Origin of the sequence: Lutibaculum baratangense AMV1, assembly GCF_000496075.1 — a bacterium.
GTDB lineage: Bacteria > Pseudomonadota > Alphaproteobacteria > Rhizobiales > Tepidamorphaceae > Lutibaculum > Lutibaculum baratangense.
On the sequence record NZ_AWXZ01000017.1, the window covers coordinates 23086 to 40804 of the forward strand.

15 protein-coding genes and 1 pseudogene are annotated in these 17719 nt (G+C 67.8%); 10 read left to right on the plus strand and 6 right to left on the minus strand.

What is annotated here, in order from left to right; all coding sequences use genetic code 11:
• Nucleotides 1-8: 8 nt before the first annotated feature.
• On the minus strand, nt 9-1256 hold the full coding sequence (locus N177_RS05665) for a DUF5996 family protein (protein ID WP_023431299.1): 1248 nt from the start codon (nt 1254-1256) through the stop codon (nt 9-11).
• Between the two features lie 25 nt (nt 1257-1281).
• A pseudogene (locus N177_RS05670) lies at nt 1282-2198 on the minus strand (pirin family protein).
• A gap of 268 nt (nt 2199-2466) precedes the next feature.
• Between N177_RS05670 and N177_RS05675 the strand changes: the two are divergent.
• From N177_RS05675 to N177_RS05710, 8 genes are all read left to right on the plus strand, one after another.
• Complete coding sequence (locus N177_RS05675; RefSeq protein ID WP_023431303.1) at nt 2467-3120, plus strand: hydrolase; 654 nt, start codon at nt 2467-2469, stop codon at nt 3118-3120.
• Nucleotides 3121-3219: 99 nt separating this feature from the next.
• Nucleotides 3220-3582: a nuclear transport factor 2 family protein gene (locus tag N177_RS05680; protein ID WP_023431304.1), complete on the plus strand. Its 363-nt coding sequence runs from the start codon at nt 3220-3222 to the stop codon at nt 3580-3582.
• A 227-nt stretch (nt 3583-3809) separates the two neighbouring features.
• Nucleotides 3810-4496, plus strand: coding sequence for a type 1 glutamine amidotransferase domain-containing protein (locus N177_RS05685; RefSeq protein ID WP_040485266.1), 687 nt, complete (start codon nt 3810-3812; stop codon nt 4494-4496).
• Between the two features lie 8 nt (nt 4497-4504).
• A complete protein-coding gene (locus tag N177_RS05690; RefSeq protein WP_023431307.1) occupies nt 4505-4684 on the plus strand; it encodes a DUF1330 domain-containing protein in 180 nt (59 codons plus the stop codon).
• Between the two features lie 4 nt (nt 4685-4688).
• Nucleotides 4689-5372, plus strand: a complete 684-nt coding sequence (locus N177_RS05695) for an NAD(P)H-binding protein (protein ID WP_023431308.1) — start codon at nt 4689-4691, stop codon at nt 5370-5372.
• A 353-nt stretch (nt 5373-5725) separates the two neighbouring features.
• Nucleotides 5726-7381 (plus strand): acetolactate synthase large subunit, encoded by a 1656-nt coding sequence (locus N177_RS05700; RefSeq protein ID WP_023431309.1) that lies wholly within the window; start codon nt 5726-5728, stop codon nt 7379-7381.
• Nucleotides 7382-7404: 23 nt separating this feature from the next.
• A complete protein-coding gene (locus N177_RS05705; protein WP_023431310.1) occupies nt 7405-8787 on the plus strand; it encodes an aldehyde dehydrogenase family protein in 1383 nt (460 codons plus the stop codon).
• Nucleotides 8788-8812: 25 nt separating this feature from the next.
• Complete coding sequence (locus N177_RS05710) at nt 8813-9202, plus strand: DUF4260 domain-containing protein (RefSeq protein ID WP_023431311.1); 390 nt, start codon at nt 8813-8815, stop codon at nt 9200-9202.
• A 2-nt stretch (nt 9203-9204) separates the two neighbouring features.
• Here the strand turns inward: N177_RS05710 and N177_RS05715 are convergent, their stop codons facing one another.
• Entirely contained in the window at nt 9205-10755 is a 1551-nt protein-coding gene (locus N177_RS05715; protein ID WP_040485268.1) for a VOC family protein, read from the minus strand.
• 181 nt (nt 10756-10936) lie between these two features.
• A complete protein-coding gene (locus N177_RS05720) occupies nt 10937-11548 on the minus strand; it encodes a TetR-like C-terminal domain-containing protein (RefSeq protein WP_023431313.1) in 612 nt (203 codons plus the stop codon).
• Nucleotides 11549-11794: 246 nt separating this feature from the next.
• Here N177_RS05720 and N177_RS05725 point away from each other — a divergent pair, with 246 nt between their 5' ends.
• Nucleotides 11795-12706: a helix-turn-helix domain-containing protein gene (locus N177_RS05725; RefSeq protein WP_040485231.1), complete on the plus strand. Its 912-nt coding sequence runs from the start codon at nt 11795-11797 to the stop codon at nt 12704-12706.
• Nucleotides 12707-13344: 638 nt separating this feature from the next.
• Here N177_RS05725 and gyrB read toward each other — a convergent pair.
• Together gyrB and recF are read right to left on the minus strand one after the other, a co-directional pair.
• Nucleotides 13345-15783: a DNA topoisomerase (ATP-hydrolyzing) subunit B gene (gene gyrB / locus N177_RS05730; protein WP_023431315.1), complete on the minus strand. Its 2439-nt coding sequence runs from the start codon at nt 15781-15783 to the stop codon at nt 13345-13347.
• Nucleotides 15784-15992: 209 nt separating this feature from the next.
• The gene (gene recF, locus N177_RS05735; RefSeq protein WP_023431316.1) at nt 15993-17159 is read right to left on the minus strand and encodes a DNA replication/repair protein RecF; all 1167 of its coding nucleotides are present in this window, start codon (nt 17157-17159) and stop codon (nt 15993-15995) included.
• Nucleotides 17160-17417: 258 nt separating this feature from the next.
• Here recF and N177_RS05740 point away from each other — a divergent pair, with 258 nt between their 5' ends.
• Nucleotides 17418-17717 (plus strand): DUF5818 domain-containing protein, encoded by a 300-nt coding sequence (locus N177_RS05740; protein WP_023431317.1) that lies wholly within the window; start codon nt 17418-17420, stop codon nt 17715-17717.
• Nucleotides 17718-17719: the final 2 nt, after the last annotated feature.

The window sequence follows — 17719 nt, forward strand, 5'->3', positions numbered from 1 at the left end:
CCCTCCCGTCACCGGCGCACCACGTCCTGCCATTCCGGGTGCCGTCCGATCTGCGCCTTCGCGAAGGGGCAGAGCGGCAGGATGGCGACCCCATCGCGGCGGGCGTCCTCGATCGCCTGGCGCACCAGTCTCTCGCCGACCTTGCGGCCGCGCAGCGCCGCAGGCACTTCCGTGTGATCGATGATGATCAGGCCTCCGCCGGCGCGGCTGTAGGTCATCTCGGCTTCTTCGCCGTCGATGACGAGGCGGTAGCGCCCCTTCGAGGCGCCATCCTCCCGCTCGACCGTCCCGCCGCCGCTCGAGGCTGTGGGCTCGACCGTTTCGGCGTCCGGCCGGCGGACCTGCCGCGGCGCTCCATGCGCGCATTCGAGGAGCTCGCGGTCCCATCCGCCCAGCTCGGCCGCCGCCTCGTAGGTCGAGACGAGAAATGCCAGCAGAGCTTCGTCGGGATCGGCGGCCGACCGCACGGCGTCGTAGGGGAGAATGAACTCCGACAGTCCCTCGTGCCAGAATGCCGCCTCGGGCCGGACCGTCGCCGCCCGGTAGCCTGCCGGTGCCGGATAGGCGTAGGCGTAGAAGGCGGGATAGTCGATCCCGTTGCCGCCCGGCCAGAAGCCCGCCGAGGACACCTCGCGGTCATAGGCCTCCTGCGCCACGTCGTCGGGCAGGGCGGGAATGCCCGCCGGATGGAGCGGCGCGCGCCGGCCCGAGAACCGGGTCACGGCGAGGTCGAGAGCGCCCCAGAAGAGGTGGACGGGGCTCGACTTGCCGAGGAAGGACGTGCGGAACCGGCTGAAGACCCTGTCGGCTGCCATCAGGGCCTGATGGAAACGCTCAACGGCTTCGCGGTCGTAGGGCCGGTCGCGATCATCCTCGGCGAAGGGAACCGGGTCGGGCACCTCGTTCGGCCGGCCGTTGAAGGTCGGGGTGCCGCCGAGCTCCGTGATCAGCCGAGCGAAGCGCCCGTGGAACGTCGCGACTGTGGTCGGGCCGAGATCGAACGACGCTTGCCGGCCGTTGCCGCAGGTGCCCACCACCCGGTGCTCGCGCAGGTCGAACAGGATTTCGATGCCCGGGCCGTCGGGAATGGGCGAGGAGGCGAGACCCTGGGGCGTGACGTAGAAGGTCGCGTTCCAGGAATGGTTGAGCCATGGCGTGTGGGCGAGCCGGTACTTCCCCGCGATCTGGAGGTAGAGATGCAGCGCGGAGCACGTCTCGCGCCAGCCGAGGTAATCGAGTTCGGGCCATTTGTTCATGGTCGTTTCTCCAGGCTGGTGCCGGTCAATCCGGAAGCGGGATGTGCTCGTTCCGGTCGTCGACGGGCAGGTCGAAGCGCCCCTTGCCCCAGTTCGCTGCCCGCCATTCGGCCTTCGCCTGTTCGATCCGCTCCCGCGACGAGGCGACGAAGTTCCACCAGATGTAGCGCGGTCCGCTGAAGGTCGCGCCACCGAGGATCATCAATCGCGCGCCCCGCTCTCCGGCGGCCACCGGAAGACCATCATCCGGCCCGCCTCGAAGTCCTGGCCCGCGACCGAGATCGAGCCCTCGACGATGTAGATGCCGCGGTCTTCGTGGCCGTCCGGCATCGGCAGCCGGCTTTCCGGCTCGAGCCTCACGTCGGCGTAGAATGTTTCGGAGAACATTCTCGCGGGCGCGACCTTGCCATAGGCACTGCCGAGGATGAGCCTGACCGAGACGCCGTCGTCCTCGATGATCGGCAGCGTCTCCTTGCCGTGATGCGCGAAGCTCGGCGCGATATCCTCGTGGCTTTCCGGCAGGGCCAGCCAGGTCTGGATGCCGAACAGGCTGTTCGGGCCGCTCCGCGCCGTCGCGGAGGTGCGCTCCGAATGGGTGACGCCGCGACCCGCGACCATCCAGTTCAGGGCGCCGGGACTGATGATCTGGTCGGCCCCGGTGCTGTCGCGGTGATGGAAGTCGCCCTTGAACAGGTAGGTCACCGTGCCGAGGCCGATATGGGGATGCGGTCGGACGTCGACCCCCTGCCCGGTCAAGAGCTCGGCCGGTCCCGCCTGGTCGAAGAAGATGAACGGACCGACCATCTGGCGCTTCGGCGCCGGCAGGGCACGCCGGACCTCGAATCCGCCGAGGTCGCGGGAGCGCGGGACGATGAGGGTCTCGATCGCATCGATCCCTACCTCGTCGGGGCAGCCGGGTTCGAGTGCCGGGTTCCAACTCATGTGCGTCATCCTCTCGCGTCGGGCCACCGATGGCGACGCCACTTGCTCGCTCGCCCGACGGATGGGCCGTCACGCATGTCTGCAAGCGGATCGCCGAATTCGGTCGAACCGTCTTCAAGAAACCGAAGGAACTCAAGTCTTCGCGTGGCGACGAGCCTGATTGGGAGCAAGAACGGCACCGGCTCGGCAGGTTCTGCACCGCGGCGCTCAAGAGCGTTCGCTAGCGTCCTGAACAGGCGAATGCTATCCGCGAAATCGGGAGATTTGGATGACTTTTCGTAACGGGCTGAATTCGCTTCTGCGCCCCGAAGACTCGGTCCTCGTTCTGATCGACCACCAGCCTTACCAACTCGCGAACCTGAACAGCCACGACCCGCACATGGTGGTGAACAACACGACCGCTCTTGCCAAGTGCGCCAAGGTGTTCGGCGTGCCCACGATCCTGACCAGCGTCGTCGCGGATCGCGGCGGTCACATCTTCCCGCACGTCACGGAGGTGTTCCCCGACCAGGAGGTGATCGACCGGACCTTCATCAACACCTGGGAGGATTCAAAGGTCGTCGATGCCGTGAAGGCGACGGGCCGCAAGCAGCTGATCATCGCCGGTCTCTGGACCGAAATCTGCGTCGCGATGCCGGCGATCCAGGCCGCTGGCGAAGGCTGGGACGTGACCGTGATCACCGATGCGTCGGGCGGCACGTCGCTCGAGGCCCACGAGGTCGCGATCCAGCGCATGATCGCGGCAGGCATCAACATGATGACGTGGCTGGCCCTGGCTTCCGAATGGCAACGCGACTGGGCCCGGGCCGAGACCGCGACCGCACTGAACGACGCCCTCAAGTACCATATCGGCGGCAGTGCCATCGCCTATCTCTGGGAACAGCAGCTGCTCAACACGCCGGTGCCGAGCCCGGCGGGCTGATTTGAGCCTCGATGGCGAGGCGAGCCTCGGAGCATTCCCCGAACGGGCTCGGCCTCGTCATCCCTGCCGCCGCTCAAACCTGCCGCGAAGGAGGCGCCGATGGATTTCGAGATGCTCATGCAGGACAACCTCGATCTGGTGTTCGGCGAACGTGACCCCGCACGGCGGCTCGCGGCGATTCGAAACATCTACAATGCGGACGCGGAGCTTCACGAACCCGAGCGTTCGGCGCGGGGACATGAAGCGATCTCGCAGGCCGTCGGGGACGTCCTGAAGCTTCTGCCCCCGGATTTCGTTTTCACCGCGTTGAGGCCCGCGCTTGGTCATAACGGCGTCGGCCGCCTGCAGTGGGGCGCCGGCCCGGCCGGCGGCCCGTATGCGATCACGGGCACCGATGTCGCGCATGTGGCGGGCGGGCTCATTCGAACCCTCCATGTCTTCATCGATCAACCGGACTTCTGAACGGCGAGACGCGACGAGTGGAGGTCGCGCCGGCGACAGGGCGGCTTCCTTCGGCCACCGATCGCATGGCCGACCTCCCTGAGGAGATTGAAACCGCTGACCGCGTCGGGCTCGACGTCGTCGGCATCGGCGGGCACCAACGCGCCGCGTCTCTCGAATGCGCGCCCGCCGTCATCCCGACCGCCGCCGCAGCCCGGACCAACAACAACCTAGTGGAGAACAAAGTCATGAAAGTTGTGATGATTCTGACGTCGCATGACCAGCTCGGCGACACCGGCCGCAAGACCGGTTTCTGGCTCGAAGAGCTGGCCGCGCCTTATTACGTGTTCAAGGAAGCTGGCTACGAGATCACGCTCGCGTCGCCGGAGGGCGGCCAGCCGCCGCTTGATCCCAAAAGCAACGAGCCCGCCTTCCAGACCGAGGACACGCGCCGCTTCGAGGCCGACGCCGAGGCGCGAGAAGCGCTGGCGAATACCGTGAAGCTCGCCGACATATCCCAGGCTGATTTCGATACGGTCTTCTATCCAGGCGGCCACGGCCCGATGTGGGATCTCGCCGAAAGCCCGGTCTCGGCGGCGCTGATCGAGAGCTTCCTTGCCGCGAACAAACCGGTCGCGCTGGTGTGCCACGCGCCGGGCGTGCTCCGTCACGTCAAGACGCCGAACGGCCGTCCGCTCGTCGAAGGAAAGAAGGTCACCGGCTTCACCAACAGCGAGGAGGCCGCCGTCGGCCTGACCGACGTCGTGCCGTTCCTCGTCGAGGACGAGTTGCAAGCCAAGGGCGGCATCTACTCGAAGGGTCCCGACTGGGGTCCGTACTTCGTACAGGATGGCCTGCTGATCACAGGCCAGAACCCGGCCTCGTCCGCCGGCGCCGCCCGGCGCCTGGTCGAGGAACTCGCAATGTCGGCATGAGCGCCTAGGTGGTCTTCGTCCGTGACACGGTGACCGACGAGCAGGCGCTCGATCGCTACCGGGAGCGGACGCCGGCCACGCGCGACGCGTATCCGCTGGAACCGCTCGCCTTCTACGGCCCTCAAGAGGTGCTCGAGGGCGAGCCGGTCGACGGGGTCGCGATCTTGCGCTTCCCCACGATGGAGTAAGAGCATGAAGGTATTCATCGTTGGTATCGGCGGCGGCGTCGGCCGTCGTGTCGGGGAGCAACTCGCCGCGGCGGGCGACGAACCCACCGGTCTCGTACGTCAGCAGCGTCAGGTCGAGGCGCTGGCGTCCCTCGGCATCAAGGCGAAGTTCGGCGACCTCGTCACGATGTCGGTCGATGAGCTCGCCGACGCGGTGCGCGGCGTCGACGCGGTCGTCTTCAGCGCTGGCGCCGGCGGCAAGGACGGCGACGATGCGACGACCCGCATCGATGGCGATGGACCGGGCAAGCTCGCAGAGGCGGCGGCCCTCGCCGGCGTGCGACGGTTCATGCTCGTCTCCGTCTTCCCTGAAGCCTGGCGCGAGCGGCGCATGGACGCTTCGTTCGAGCACTACATGGTTCAGAAGAAGCGGGCGGAAATCGCGCTCGTTCAGACAGATCTCGACTGGCTGATCGTGCGCCCCTCTGCGCTTCTCAACGATCCGGGGACGGGTCGGGTCGATCTTGGTCTCGCCAAGGTCCGCGAGGAGATCACGCGCGACGACGTCGCAACCACGGTCGTCGCACTGCTCAAATCGCCCGACCTGAGCCGCCTGATCCTGGAGGTGACCGGCGGCGACGTACCCATCGCCGAGGCGGTAGCGGCTGTCCGAGAAGCCGCTGCGCCGTCCGGCTCCGAGCAAGCGTGACACGTCCATGCGCGCTCATCACACACGGCACTCCCGTCGACCGGTGATCGCGATGCCGGCAGGAACGGCGATGATCGCCGTTATGGCGGGGCCTTGACAGGGCGCAGGTGAGAGCTCCGCGGCCGAGGCTCGAACCTGTAGAGGTGTTGGTGAAGGTCGCTGCAGCGCTATAGAGCAGACGGGATCGCGGACCGCTCGTCTATGGTCGGATGGGCTCGACCGCATGTGCCTGAGAAAACCCGTGCGGGGAACCGATTCCAGGATTCCCCAGCCTCCAGCGCATTATACGGTTCGTCTGACCGTTCACGATCACCGCACGTTCCGTCGAAACCAACAGCTAGAGACTTCAGGCCATGCCCAAAGGATCTGACCTTCTTGTCGCCGCGCTGGAGAACGAAGGCGTGGAGCGCGTCTTCGGCGTGCCGGGCGAGGAGAACCTCGACCTCCTCGAATCGCTGCGAACCTCCGGCATCGAGCTCGTTCTGACCCGTCACGAGCAGGCCGCGGCCTTCATGGCCGCGACGCATGGCCGGCTGACCGGCAAGCCCGGCGTCTGCCTGGCGACGCTCGGCCCCGGCGCACTCAATTTCTCGACCGGGGCGGCCTATGCGCATCTGGGCGCGATGCCGATGATCCTCGTCACCGGCCAGAAGCCCGTGTTGAGCGCCAAGCAGGCCCGGTTCCAGATCGTCGATATCGTCGCGTCCATGAAGCCGCTCACGAAGATGACGCGACAGATCGTCAGCGCAGCTTCTATCCCCTCCATGGTGCGCGACGCCTTCCGGGTGGCGATGGAGGAGCGGCCGGGACCGGTGCATCTGGAACTGCCCGAGGACATCGCCGCCGAGGAGGTCGAGAACACCCCGGTCATTCCGCTCCACCAGACAGAGCGGCCGGTCCCCTCGGCCCTGTCGCTCGACGACGCGGCGGAGAAAATCCTGGCGGCCAGCCGGCCGCTCGTCATGGTCGGCGCGGCGGGGAACCGGCCCGCGCTGGTCGAGGCGCTTTCGGCCTTCGTCAGTCGCACGAGGCTGCCGTTCTTCAACACCCAGATGGGCAAGGGCGCGGTCACCGGCGGATCGAACCTCTACATGGGAACCGCGGCACTGTCGGAGGGAGACTACGTCCACGAGGCCATCGAGCGCGCCGACCTGATCATCGCCATCGGGCACGACACGGTCGAGAAGCCGCCCTTCCTCATGAAGAGCGCCGGTGGCCCGAAGGTCATCCATGTCGGCTACCAGTCCGCGACCGTCGAGCAGGTCTATCACCCGGACATCGAGGTGATCGGCGACATCGGGGCCGCCGTCGAGGCGCTTGCCGCGCGGCTCGAAGGAAAGCTGACGCCCGACGAGGGAATGCTCGATCTGCGTCAGCGTATCCTCGCCCGGCTCAACGACCGCGCCGAGGAGGCTCGTTTCCCGGTCACGCCCCAGCGCCTCGTCCACGATGTCCGCGAGGTGATGCCGGAAGACGGCATCGTCTGCCTCGACAACGGCATGTACAAGATCTGGTTCGCCCGCAACTACCGCACCCATGTCGCCAACACGCTGCTGCTCGACAATGCGCTCGCCACGATGGGCGCCGGCCTGCCCTCGGCGATGATGGCGGCCATGCTTCATCCGGAGCGACGCGTCATGGCGGTCTGCGGCGACGGCGGCTTCATGATGAACTCGCAGGAGATGGAGACGGCGGTCCGCCTCGGGCTCGACCTCGTCGTCGTCATCCTCAACGACAGCGCCTACGGCATGATCCGCTGGAAGCAGGCGGTCGACGGCTTCCCGGATTTCGGCATGAGCTTCGGCAATCCCGATTTCGTGCGCTATGCCGAAGCCTACGGTGCGAAGGGCTCGCGCGTGACCGCAGTGGAAGACCTCGTGCCCACGCTCGATGCCGCGTTCGCCGGCGGCGGGGTTCACCTCGTCGATGTGCCGATCGACTACTCCGAGAACACGCGCGTCCTGGTCGACGAGTTGCGCAACCGGACGCCCGACGTGGAATGCGCCTGAGCGCATGTCGAGGAAAACAGCCAATGCTGACAGTCGTGCAAGCCTTCGATCGTGCACCGATCGCGGAAATCGAGATCGACGACGCCGCCGCGCTGGAGCGCAAGCTGCAGGCGGCCGACAAGATCTTCAGGGATCGTGACGGTTGGCTGAAGCCTCACCGGCGCATCGCCATCCTGCGCAGGCTGGCCGAGCTGATGGAGGGCAGGCGCGATCATCTCGCCATGCAGATCGCGCGGGAGGGCGGCAAGCCGCTGCCCGACGCGATCGTCGAGACGAACCGCGCCATCGACGGGGTCCACAACGCTGCCGACGAGCTGCGCAATCTCGCCGGCCGCGAGATCCCGATGGGACTGTCGACGGCAGCCGAGAGCCGCTGGGCCTTCACGACGAAGGAGCCCATCGGCGTCGTCGCGGCGATCTCTGCCTTCAACCATCCGTTGAACCTGATCGTCCATCAGGTGGCACCGGCCATCGCGGTCGGCTGCCCGGTCATCGTCAAGCCGGCCTCCACGACGCCGCTCTCCTGCCTCGATTTCGTGGCGCTGGTCCGCGAGGCCGGTCTGCCCGAGCCGTGGTGCCAGACCTTCGTCACGGAAGACAACGCATTGGCCGAAAGGCTGGCGACCGATGCCCGCGTCGCCTTCCTCAGCTTCATCGGCTCGGCCCGGGTCGGTTGGTCGCTGCATGCCAAGCTCGCCCCCGGCACGCGATCGGCGCTCGAGCATGGCGGGGCCGCACCGGCCATCGTCGACCGCACCGCCGATCTCGGCAAGGTGATCGAGCCCATCGTCAAGGGCGGCTACTACCATGCCGGGCAGGTCTGCGTGTCGACGCAGCGCATCTATGTCCACGCCGACATCGCGGACGACTTCACGCATGACCTCGTCGCGCGCGTGGAGACATTGCGCACGGCCGACCCGGCCCTGCCGGACACCGAGGTAGGCCCGCTGATCCTGCCGCGCGAGGCGGACCGCGTCGCACAGTGGATCAGGGAAGCGGTCGAGGGCGGGGCGACGCTGGCGACCGGCGGCAAGCGTCTCTCGGAGACGACACTGGAGCCGGCGGTTCTGCTCGATCCCGCCGCCGACGCGAAGCTCTCGACGCTGGAGGTGTTCGGTCCGGTGGTCGCGGTGTATCGCTATGCCGATCTGGACGAGGCCATTCGCCAGGCCAATGCACTGCCGACAGCGTTCCAGGCCAGTGTCTTCGCGCAGGATATCAACGTTGCGTTGCGCGCCGCAAATCGGCTCGACGCCTCGGCCGTGATGATCAACGACCCCACAGCGTTTCGCACCGACTGGATGCCCTTCGCCGGCCGCCGCGAGTCCGGCTACGGCACCGGCGGCATCCCCTACACGATGCGCGACATGACGCAGGAGAAGATGATCCTGATGCGCAGGAGCTGACCGGCCGTTCCGAGGAGGGCTAAGTGTGACTGGCTTCGTGACGGGAGCACCGAGGGCACTCCTGCGGCTCGAGGGTCTCCTCGTTCTCGCCGCGGCCATCCTCTACTATGCCGGGCTGGATGCGAGTTGGTGGTTGTTCGCATTTCTGTTTTTCGGGCCCGACCTGTCGATGGCCGGCTATCTGGCCGGACCGAAGGCCGGAGCGGCGATCTACAACACGGCTCACTGCTACGGTCTTCCGCTCGCCCTGATCGCCTGCGGCGGGTTGATGCCCAGTCCACAGGCCCTGGCGATCGGGCTGATCTGGGCTGCCCACATAGGCTTCGACCGCGCGCTGGGCTATGGCCTCAAATATGGCGAAGGCTTCGGCGCGAGCCATCTCGGGCGCATCGGGAAGACGAAGGAACCGGACTGATGCTAGGGGGTGGCGGCCTCGGCGGAGAAGGCCCCCGGGAGATTGCGCCGTATCCACTCGGCAGCCTCCCTGGCATCGGCCGCGGCCAGTTCGTGACCGGCCGGCAACTCGCGTCGGTCGACGTGTGCTCCGCGGGCTTTCAGGGCAGAGGCGACTGCCGGCGCATTGCGGGCGAAGGGATCGTCGCGTCCGTCGACAACCAGCACGCTGGCTTCCGAAAGGTCGGCAGCCGGTGGATCTTCCAGCACCTGTATCCCGCGCAGCAGAACCGCGCGGCGCACGACCCCGGGATATAGCTGGATGACCGCCGCGAGGATGTTCGCACCGTTGGAGTAGCCGAGGAATACGAGCCGGTCCGGATCGAGCCCGTATCCGCTTACGGCGCCTTCGACGAACGCGGAGAAGGCTTCGGCTTCGCCGCGTATATCCGCCTGATCGAAGGTCAAGGCGTCGAAGCGGCGGAACCAGCGGTTGACGCCCTCCTCCGTTGCGCGCCCGCGCACGCCCAGCAACGTCGCGCGAGGTGCGATGCGGCGGGCGATCGGCATCAGGTCGGCCTCGTCTCCGCCGGTGCCGTGCAGCAGCACCATCGCCGTGCCGTCCGGGTCATCCGGCCGGTTGAAACGATGAACGAAGGGCAGTCGTCGAGCGGGAAGCCGCTCTTCGCCCGGCAGCGCGAATTGCGGGAGCATCGCCTTCAGGTCCTCGGCGCGATCGGCTTCACCCGGGGGGACGAACAAGGTCTCGCCGAGCCTGTCGGGCGCTTCGTCGACGGTCATTCCCGGGCCGTCGGTCGCGTGCTCCATGAGTATCCCGGCAGGGTCGCGAACGTAGAGCGACAGGAAGTACTTTCGATCATGAATCTCGGTCGGCCCATAATCCTCGAGTGAAAGCCGCATCGCGCGCACCTCGTCGGCACTCCCCGCGCGGAAAGCCACGTGGTCGGGAACGCCGGCCCCCGGCACGGACGGCACGAAGCCCGACACTTCCCTGACGTCGACGACGTCGGTATCGGAGAGCATGCGCCGCGTCAGGCCCACAAGCTCGCCGTGTCTGTAGCCGAAGCGTCTCAAGAAGCCTGCGGTCTCCTCCGCCCTGTCGGTCAGGACCGTCACGCCCCGCAGGCGCGTCGGCGCATCCGGAAGGGACGCGGGCGTCGCCAGCTCGACGCCGACCAGCTTCACGATCAGCCCGTCGGGATCCTTCAGCCGGAGGACGGGTTCGCCGAACTCCCGGGACGGACCTTCGAGCGGGATGCCGGCGGCGAGCGCCCTGGTGATCCAGTCGCCGAGCGACACCGGCGGCACCGCCAACGCCACTTCCGAGACCTGACCGATGCCGGTGCGGCCGCGGCCGGCCGCCTCCCAGACGAGAAAGGTCAGCAGCGAGCCCGGACTGCCGAGACGGTCTCCATAGACCAGGTGCAACTGCTCGGCGTCGGCAAAGCCTCCGGTCCGCTTCACGAGCTTGAGACCCAGGAACCCGACATAGAAGTCGACGTTGGCCTGCACGTCGGCGGTGATGCCGGTGACGTGGTGTATGCCGCTGCTCACTTCCATGATACCTCCCGCGCCCTTCCCGAGATCTGGCGTATGGTACCAGCCATACATCGCGGAGGCTGCGGTGACGGTGCCGTTCTTGCGACGATTCCGGTGCCCGGAGATATAGGGGCGGTCGCCGCACCGGCGGGGACGACATGCCGCCTGACCGCGCTGCCCGGGTGCGATCGCCGGTTCAACAGGCCATGACGGCGGCGTGCAGGGCGATGCCCAGCCTGTCGAGGTCGGCATTGGTGAAGTACTTTCCTCGAACGATCATGCGCGCGTAGAGGGGGGCGAAGAGCAGATCGAGCGCCAGCTCCCTGTCGAGGTCGGCGCGCAGCTCGTTCCGGGCGATGGCGCGATCGAGCAGCCGGTGTCCGAACTGTCGCCGTGCCTCCGCGATGCCCTGCAGCAACGCCGCCAACTCGTGCGATCGCAGGCGTTCGGCAACCAGATCTGGGATGATCCGGCGGACCAGAGGATGTCTCAGGACCGCGCGCGTCGCGCGAAGATATTCATTTATGTCAGCCTGCAGGGACCCCTGATCGGTGCAACCCAGCCGCATGACCTCGACGCTTCGGATCGCTTCGCACGCGAACTCGAGCTTCGACGGCCACCGCCTGTAGATGGCCGCCTTGCCGGCTCCTGCCCGCGCCGCCACGCGCTCCAGGCTGACGGCCGCATAGCCCGTCTCTGCCCACTCCTCGAAAAACGCCCTGAACAGCGCGATCGTCAGTTCAGGCCGGATGACCGCCGCGCCAGTCGGCCTCCGAGTTTCGCCCCCGTCGATACGCTTGCGTTCCATCCAGGACTTCTCCATTGTGGATGGAACGGTATCGTCTCGACCCTCTGCCGAGAAGCGGTTGGGACAACCTTCAACGGTTATTTCTGGATCGTTGCGCGCGGCCGGACAGCAAGAGCCCCGCAGCGTCGCTCGCGTGCCACCTGAACGGAGGATGCTGGCTTCGGCCAGTCACACTCCGTTCGGTCTCCGAGGCATGACGCCGGCCGCCAAGCCTGATCCAGCGGCGACCACCATGGGAGACACAGCATGAGCGTGCCTGCCTATTCGTCTTTCGCCCAGTGGTACGGCGACGGTCACCTCGCGCACTATGTTCGCACGATGAAGTCCGCAGGTGGCTTTCTTCATCTGATCGAAGCCGCGCAGCCGGCCGGGGACATGTCCGACCCCGCCGTTCCGGATCTCGTCCTTTATCAGGACCTGCGTGGCGGCAGCCGCGTCAGCGGCGATATGGGAGGGGGGCGCTTCGACGTGCGGAGCGAAAAGGGTAGCTTCTTTCTCTCCGCTCCGAAGTTCGCGAATACGGTCATGGTCGACGCCGCTCATGAGCTTCGCAGCTTGTCGTTTCCCCTGGCGCAGTGGCAACCCGTTCTGGATCAAGCCGGCGACGGGCGTTTCCCTCTGGACTATCAGAAACTATGCATGGGGGCCTTCGCCTCGCAGACTATCCGATCAGCAGTCCGCAACCTGTGGGCCCTGTGCGAGGAGGAGGGTGCGCCGTCGCGCCTGCTGGCCCGGGCCGCAGGCTGCGAGATCCTCGCCGAACTCTGCCGGTTGGGCGGCGCGCCGTTCGGGCCGGCGAGGGCCGGCCTCGCCCCGTGGGCAGAGCGGCGCTGCCTGGACCTCATGCGGGCGCGGCTTTCGGAAGACGTCAGCCTCGACGAGCTGGCCGCCGAGGCGCGGCTCTCTCCGTTCCATTTCGCGCGCATGTTCAAGCAGAGCGTCGGTGTGCCGCCACGGGTCCATCTGACGCGATTGAGGATGGAGAAAGCCTGCGAGCTGCTCGCGCTGACGGATCTCCCGATCACGGAGATCGCGCAGGAGGTGGGATATTCCTCCAACCAGGTCCTGGCCCGGGTGTTCGTCAAGCATCAGCGAATGACCCCATCCGACTATCGTCGGGCGGTGCGCGTGAAGACGTCTTGTTCTTTGGAACGATAGATCTTCGAGCTCCCCCGCGCGGCGCACAAACTGCTACGACGTTGCTCGGCTTGCTGTTCGCCCGAATGCCATCCGACGCCGCCGCTCTCCCCGGAGTACACGGGGTCGTTCCTGCTCCAGTACGATCACGGCCTCCCGGACAGGACGCTCGTCATCCAGTTCCACAGGCTCGGCATGTTGCTGCCTCCGTCTTGACGGGCTCGCCGATGTCCGGTTTGGCGACCTGCGCCTCCGGATCGGTGCTTCTCGGGTGGCCTGGGACGTCCTCTACATGGAGGGCATCAGCCACTGACGGAGGCGTAGCTCGGTCGGCCGAGGCCCGGCGTCCCGATGCAGCGGGTGGGATGGCCAACCGACGAACATGCTCCCGCCGCCCTGGACCGGGCCCGCGGCACGAGCGATCCTGTGGCTCTAGGGGGTGGCGAAAGGCCTGCCATGCGGTGGCCCGATGGCAGATCCAATCTCGAGTGACCATGGGGACCGACCGCCGATCGCCCAGATCGACAATGAAGGAACACGTGCCTCGCTCGAGGGCGGGCAAGAGCGGACGCCCGGTACCTCACCTACGTCCACCTATTGCTGCCTGTCGGGTCGCGGCCAGCTCGGGTCATTGCCGACGAGCTGGAACGATCGAGGCGTCACACGTCGAGATTCGCGACCGTCAGGGCGTTTTCCTGGATGAACTCGCGGCGGGGCTCGACGACGTCGCCCATCAGCTTCGTGAAGAGGTCGTCGGCCTCGTCGAGCTCCTCGACCTTCACCTGGAAGAGCGAGCGGTCCTCGGGGTCGAGCGTCGTCTCCCAGAGCTGCGAGGCGTTCATCTCGCCGAGGCCCTTGTAGCGCTGCATCGACAGGCCCTTGGCGCCCACATCCATCACCGTCTTGAAGAGCGCGGACGGGCCGTAGATGTCGGTCGTGACCTCCTTGCGGCGCAAGGTCGCGGGATTGCCGTAGATCTCCTTCAGGTGCTCGGTCCGCGTGCCCAACTTGCGGGCGTCGGCCGACTGCAGGAAGGCCTGATCGATCGTCGCCACCTCGCGCACGCCGCGCACCTCGCGCTCGAAGACGAAGGAGCCCTCCTCGGTGAAGCGCCCGGTCCAGCCGCGCTCGGTCTCCTCGGAGAGGATGTCGAGCCGCCCGGCGAGCTCGCTCGCCGCCGCCCGCCGCGCCTCGTCGCTGTCGACGGTGCCCGGCGCGAAGACGCCGGCGATCGCCGCCTGCTCGATCACCACGCGGCTGTAGCGCGAGTGGATCCCGTCGAGCGTCTTCGCGATGACGCGCGCCGCCTCGAGGATCAGCCGCAGGTCGTTGCCCGTCCGCACCTCGCCGCTCGCAAGCGTCAGGCTCGCTTCGTCGAGGCCGCCATCCATCAGATAGTCCTCGAGCGCCCGCTCGTCCTTCAGGTAGCGCTCCGAGGTGCCGCGCTTTACCTTGTAGAGTGGCGGCGCTGCGATGTAGAGGTGCCCCCGCTCGATGATCTCCGGCATCTGGCGGTAGAAGAACGTCAGAAGCAGCGTGCGGATATGCGCGCCGTCGACGTCGGCGTCCGTCATGATGATGATCTTGTGGTAGCGGAGCTTCGCGATGTCGAAGTCCTCGCGGCCGATCCCCGTGCCGAGCGCGGTGATCATCATGCCGATCTGGTCGGACGACAGCATCTTGTCGAAGCGCGCACGCTCGACGTTCAGGATCTTGCCGCGCAGCGGCAGCACGGCCTGGAAGTTGCGGTGCCGGCCCTGCTTCGCCGTGCCGCCGGCCGAGTCGCCCTCGACGAGGAAGATCTCCGACTTCGCGGGGTCGCGCTCCTGGCAGTCGGCGAGCTTGCCCGGCAGGTTCGCGATCTCGAGGGCGCCCTTGCGGCGGGTCAGCTCGCGCGCCTTGCGCGCCGCCTCGCGGGCCGACGCCGCCTCGACGACCTTCTGGGCGATCGCCTTGCCCTCGGCCGGGTGCTCCTCGAACCAGATGCCGAGCCGCTCGTTGATGACGCCCTCGACGACGGGGCGCACCTCGCTCGAGACGAGCTTGTCCTTCGTCTGGCTCGAGAATTTCGGATCGGGCACCTTCACCGACAGGACGCAGGTCAGCCCCTCGCGGCAGTCGTCGCCGGTCAGGTTCACCTTCTCGCGCCTCGCGCCACCCATCTGCTCGGCATAGGCGCCGACCTGCCGGGTGAGCGCGGCGCGCAGGCCCGCCAGATGCGTGCCGCCGTCGCGCTGGGGGATGTTGTTGGTAAAGAGCAGCACGTTCTCGTGGTAGCTGTCGTTCCACCACAGCGCCGCCTCGACGATCACGCCGTCGCGCTCGCCGCGCACGGCGATCGGTGCGGGCAGGATCGGCTGCTTCGTCCGGTCGAGCCAACGCACGAAGGCCTCGATGCCGCCGTCGTAGCGCATCTCCTCGCGCTTCTCCTCGACGCCGCGGCGGTCGGTGAGCGCGATCTTCACGCCGGAGTTCAGGAAGGCGAGCTCGCGCAGCCGGTGCTCGAGCGTGTTCCAGCTGAAGTCGAGCGACGTGAAGGTGTCCGGGCTCGGCAGGAACGTCACCTCCGTGCCGCTCTTGCCCTCCGCCTCCCCGACGACCTCGAGCGCGCCCTGCGGCACGCCGTGCTCGAACCTCAGCACGTGCTCCTTGCCGTTGCGCCAGATCCTGAGGGTGAGCTCGGAGGAGAGCGCGTTTACGACGGAGACGCCGACGCCGTGCAGGCCGCCCGACACCTTGTAGGAGTTCTGGTCGAACTTTCCGCCGGCATGAAGCTGGGTCATGATGACCTCGGCCGCCGACACGCCCTCGCCGGTGTGGATCTCGGTGGGGATGCCGCGCCCGTTGTCGCGCACCGTGACGGAGCCGTCGGGATTGAGGATCACGTCCACCTGGTCGCAGTAGCCGGCGAGCGCCTCGTCGATCGCGTTGTCGACGACCTCGTAGACCATGTGATGGAGGCCCGAGCCGTCGTCCGTGTCGCCGATATACATGCCGGGCCGCTTGCGGACGGCGTCGAGGCCCTTCAGGACCTTGATCGATTCGGCACCGTATTCGTTTCCGGCCGGGATGGGGCGCCCAGCTTCTTCCATGCTCATGGTCACTCTCTAGGGATGCCGCGGGCAATGAGGCCGGGCCTCGGGGAACGCGGCGGAATCGATCCAGAAGAATCAGCGGCAGACTAGCATCCGGAGGCCCCTCGTGCCGAGCCCTCCGACGCCGTCCAGCGGATGTGCGCAATACCCGAATTATATGGGGATTCTGGGGCGCCGACCCAAGGGGCGGGCGCCCCCTCGAAGGCCCGCCGTCACCCCTCCTCAAGCCCGCCGGAGACCACCTCGAAGCACTGCGCCTCGTCGACGACGTCGGCGAAGAGGGCGCGGTCGGTGCCGGTCATGAAGGCCTGCGCGCCGAGCGCCCGGATCTCGGAGAACAGCGCCGCACGCCTGATGTCGTCGAGATGCGCCGCGACCTCGTCGAGGAGCAGGATCGGCGCCGTCATGTCCGTCGCAGCCGCGACATGCCTCGCCTGCGCGAGCACGAGCGCGATCAGGAGGGCCTTCTGCTCGCCCGTCGAGCAGAGCGCGGCCGGCATGCCCCGGGCCTTGTGCGTCACCTCGAGGTCGGTGCGGTGCGGCCCCTCGAGCGTGCGCCCGGCCGCAGCGTCCGCCCTGCGCGCCTCGCGCAGCCGCCGCCCATAGGCCTCCTCGACCTCGATCGCGGGGCTAAGCGCGACCTCCGTCTCGAGCGTGCCCTGAAGCGCGACCTCGGGCTCCGGGAAGACCCCGCCCGCCCGCTCGGCGAGATATGCCTTGAGTCGCCCGACGACGGCGGCGCGGGTCGCGGCGACGGCGACGGCCGACGCCGCCATCTGCGCCTCGACGCCGTCGAGCCAGCGTGTATCGCCCACGCGCGTCTCGAGCAGGCGGTTGCGCTGGCGCATCGCCTTCTCGAACTCGCCGACCCGCGCCGCATGGGCCGGATCGGCCGTCAGCACGAGCCGGTCGAGGAAGCGGCGGCGGTCCGACGGCGAGCCGGTGAACAGCCCGTCCATCGCCGGCGTGAGCCACAAGGCCCGCACCACCTCGCCGAGCGCGGCGGTCGAGCGCACGCTCGCATGGTCGATGCGCACGCTGCGGCCGGCCTCGCCGAGCTTGTAGCCCGTGCCGACCTGCGCCTCCCCGTCCGGCCACTCGACCCGGGCCGCGACCGCCCAGCGCTCCTGGCCGACCCGGCAAACGCGCTCGAGCGGGGCGCCGCGCAGGCCCCTGCCAGGCACGAGGTAGGAGACGGCCTCGAGGAGGTTCGTCTTGCCCGCCCCGTTCGCCCCCGTCAGCACGACGGGCCCCGGCGCGAAATCGAGCCTGAGCGCGGCGTAGTTGCGGAAGTCCGAGAGGCTGAGGCGCCCGATCGCGATCCGGCGCGGCCTGGCCGACGCCGCCGCGCCCGCCGTCCGCTGCTCGAGCACGCTCATCGGCCGGCTCCCCCGCGAGGCGATCGGCGGGCGGCCCCGGAGGTACCGGGCCGCTGGGTCGGACATCGCTCGCGTGGCATGGCTCGATACGGTGTGGCGGGACAGGTCATGAGTGTAGGGTCTCGAACCGACGGTTCCAACCTCTCCCCTCGGATCGGGCCACGGGAACGACAGAACGGCCGCGGCCGTTGGCGCCCGACGGACGCGAGGTTTCAAGCGACAGGAGCAAGCCATGCACCCGTTCCCCGCAGGCAGGCGATGATCGCCGCGATCGCGGCGCCGCTCGCCCTTCTCGCCACCGCCTGCAACACGGTCCCGGATGGGCCGCCCGACGGCGCTCTGGGCGACGGCCGCGCCTTCGAGGGCCGGGTCTCGGCCGGCGCGGAATGCCCGATCCTGACCACGACGGACGGCCGGGTCTACAGCCTCGCCGGCGGCGGGGAGGCGCATATGGGCGAGCGCGTCCGGGTGTGCGGCACGATGGCCGAGATGTCGTTCTGCATGCAGGGCGAAGGCACGATCTCGGTGGAGTCGATCGAGGCCTTGCCAGGCCGGTGACG

Bases quoted from the DNA above. Each gene is read 5' to 3' on its own strand.
- N177_RS05685 (WP_040485266.1), top strand. From the start codon at position 3,810: ATGAAAGTTGTGATGATTCTGACGTCGCATGACCAGCTCGGCGACACC.
- N177_RS05725 (WP_040485231.1), top strand. From the start codon at position 11,795: ATGAGCGTGCCTGCCTATTCGTCTTTCGCCCAGTGGTACGGCGACGGT.
- N177_RS05675 (WP_023431303.1), top strand. From the start codon at position 2,467: ATGACTTTTCGTAACGGGCTGAATTCGCTTCTGCGCCCCGAAGACTCG.
- N177_RS05680 (WP_023431304.1), top strand. From the start codon at position 3,220: ATGGATTTCGAGATGCTCATGCAGGACAACCTCGATCTGGTGTTCGGC.
- N177_RS05740 (WP_023431317.1), top strand. From the start codon at position 17,418: ATGATCGCCGCGATCGCGGCGCCGCTCGCCCTTCTCGCCACCGCCTGC.
- N177_RS05720 (WP_023431313.1), bottom strand. From the start codon at position 11,548: ATGGAACGCAAGCGTATCGACGGGGGCGAAACTCGGAGGCCGACTGGC.
- N177_RS05705 (WP_023431310.1), top strand. From the start codon at position 7,405: ATGCTGACAGTCGTGCAAGCCTTCGATCGTGCACCGATCGCGGAAATC.
- gyrB (WP_023431315.1), bottom strand. From the start codon at position 15,783: ATGAGCATGGAAGAAGCTGGGCGCCCCATCCCGGCCGGAAACGAATAC.
- N177_RS05700 (WP_023431309.1), top strand. From the start codon at position 5,726: ATGCCCAAAGGATCTGACCTTCTTGTCGCCGCGCTGGAGAACGAAGGC.
- N177_RS05695 (WP_023431308.1), top strand. From the start codon at position 4,689: ATGAAGGTATTCATCGTTGGTATCGGCGGCGGCGTCGGCCGTCGTGTC.
- N177_RS05665 (WP_023431299.1), bottom strand. From the start codon at position 1,256: ATGAACAAATGGCCCGAACTCGATTACCTCGGCTGGCGCGAGACGTGC.
- recF (WP_023431316.1), bottom strand. From the start codon at position 17,159: ATGAGCGTGCTCGAGCAGCGGACGGCGGGCGCGGCGGCGTCGGCCAGG.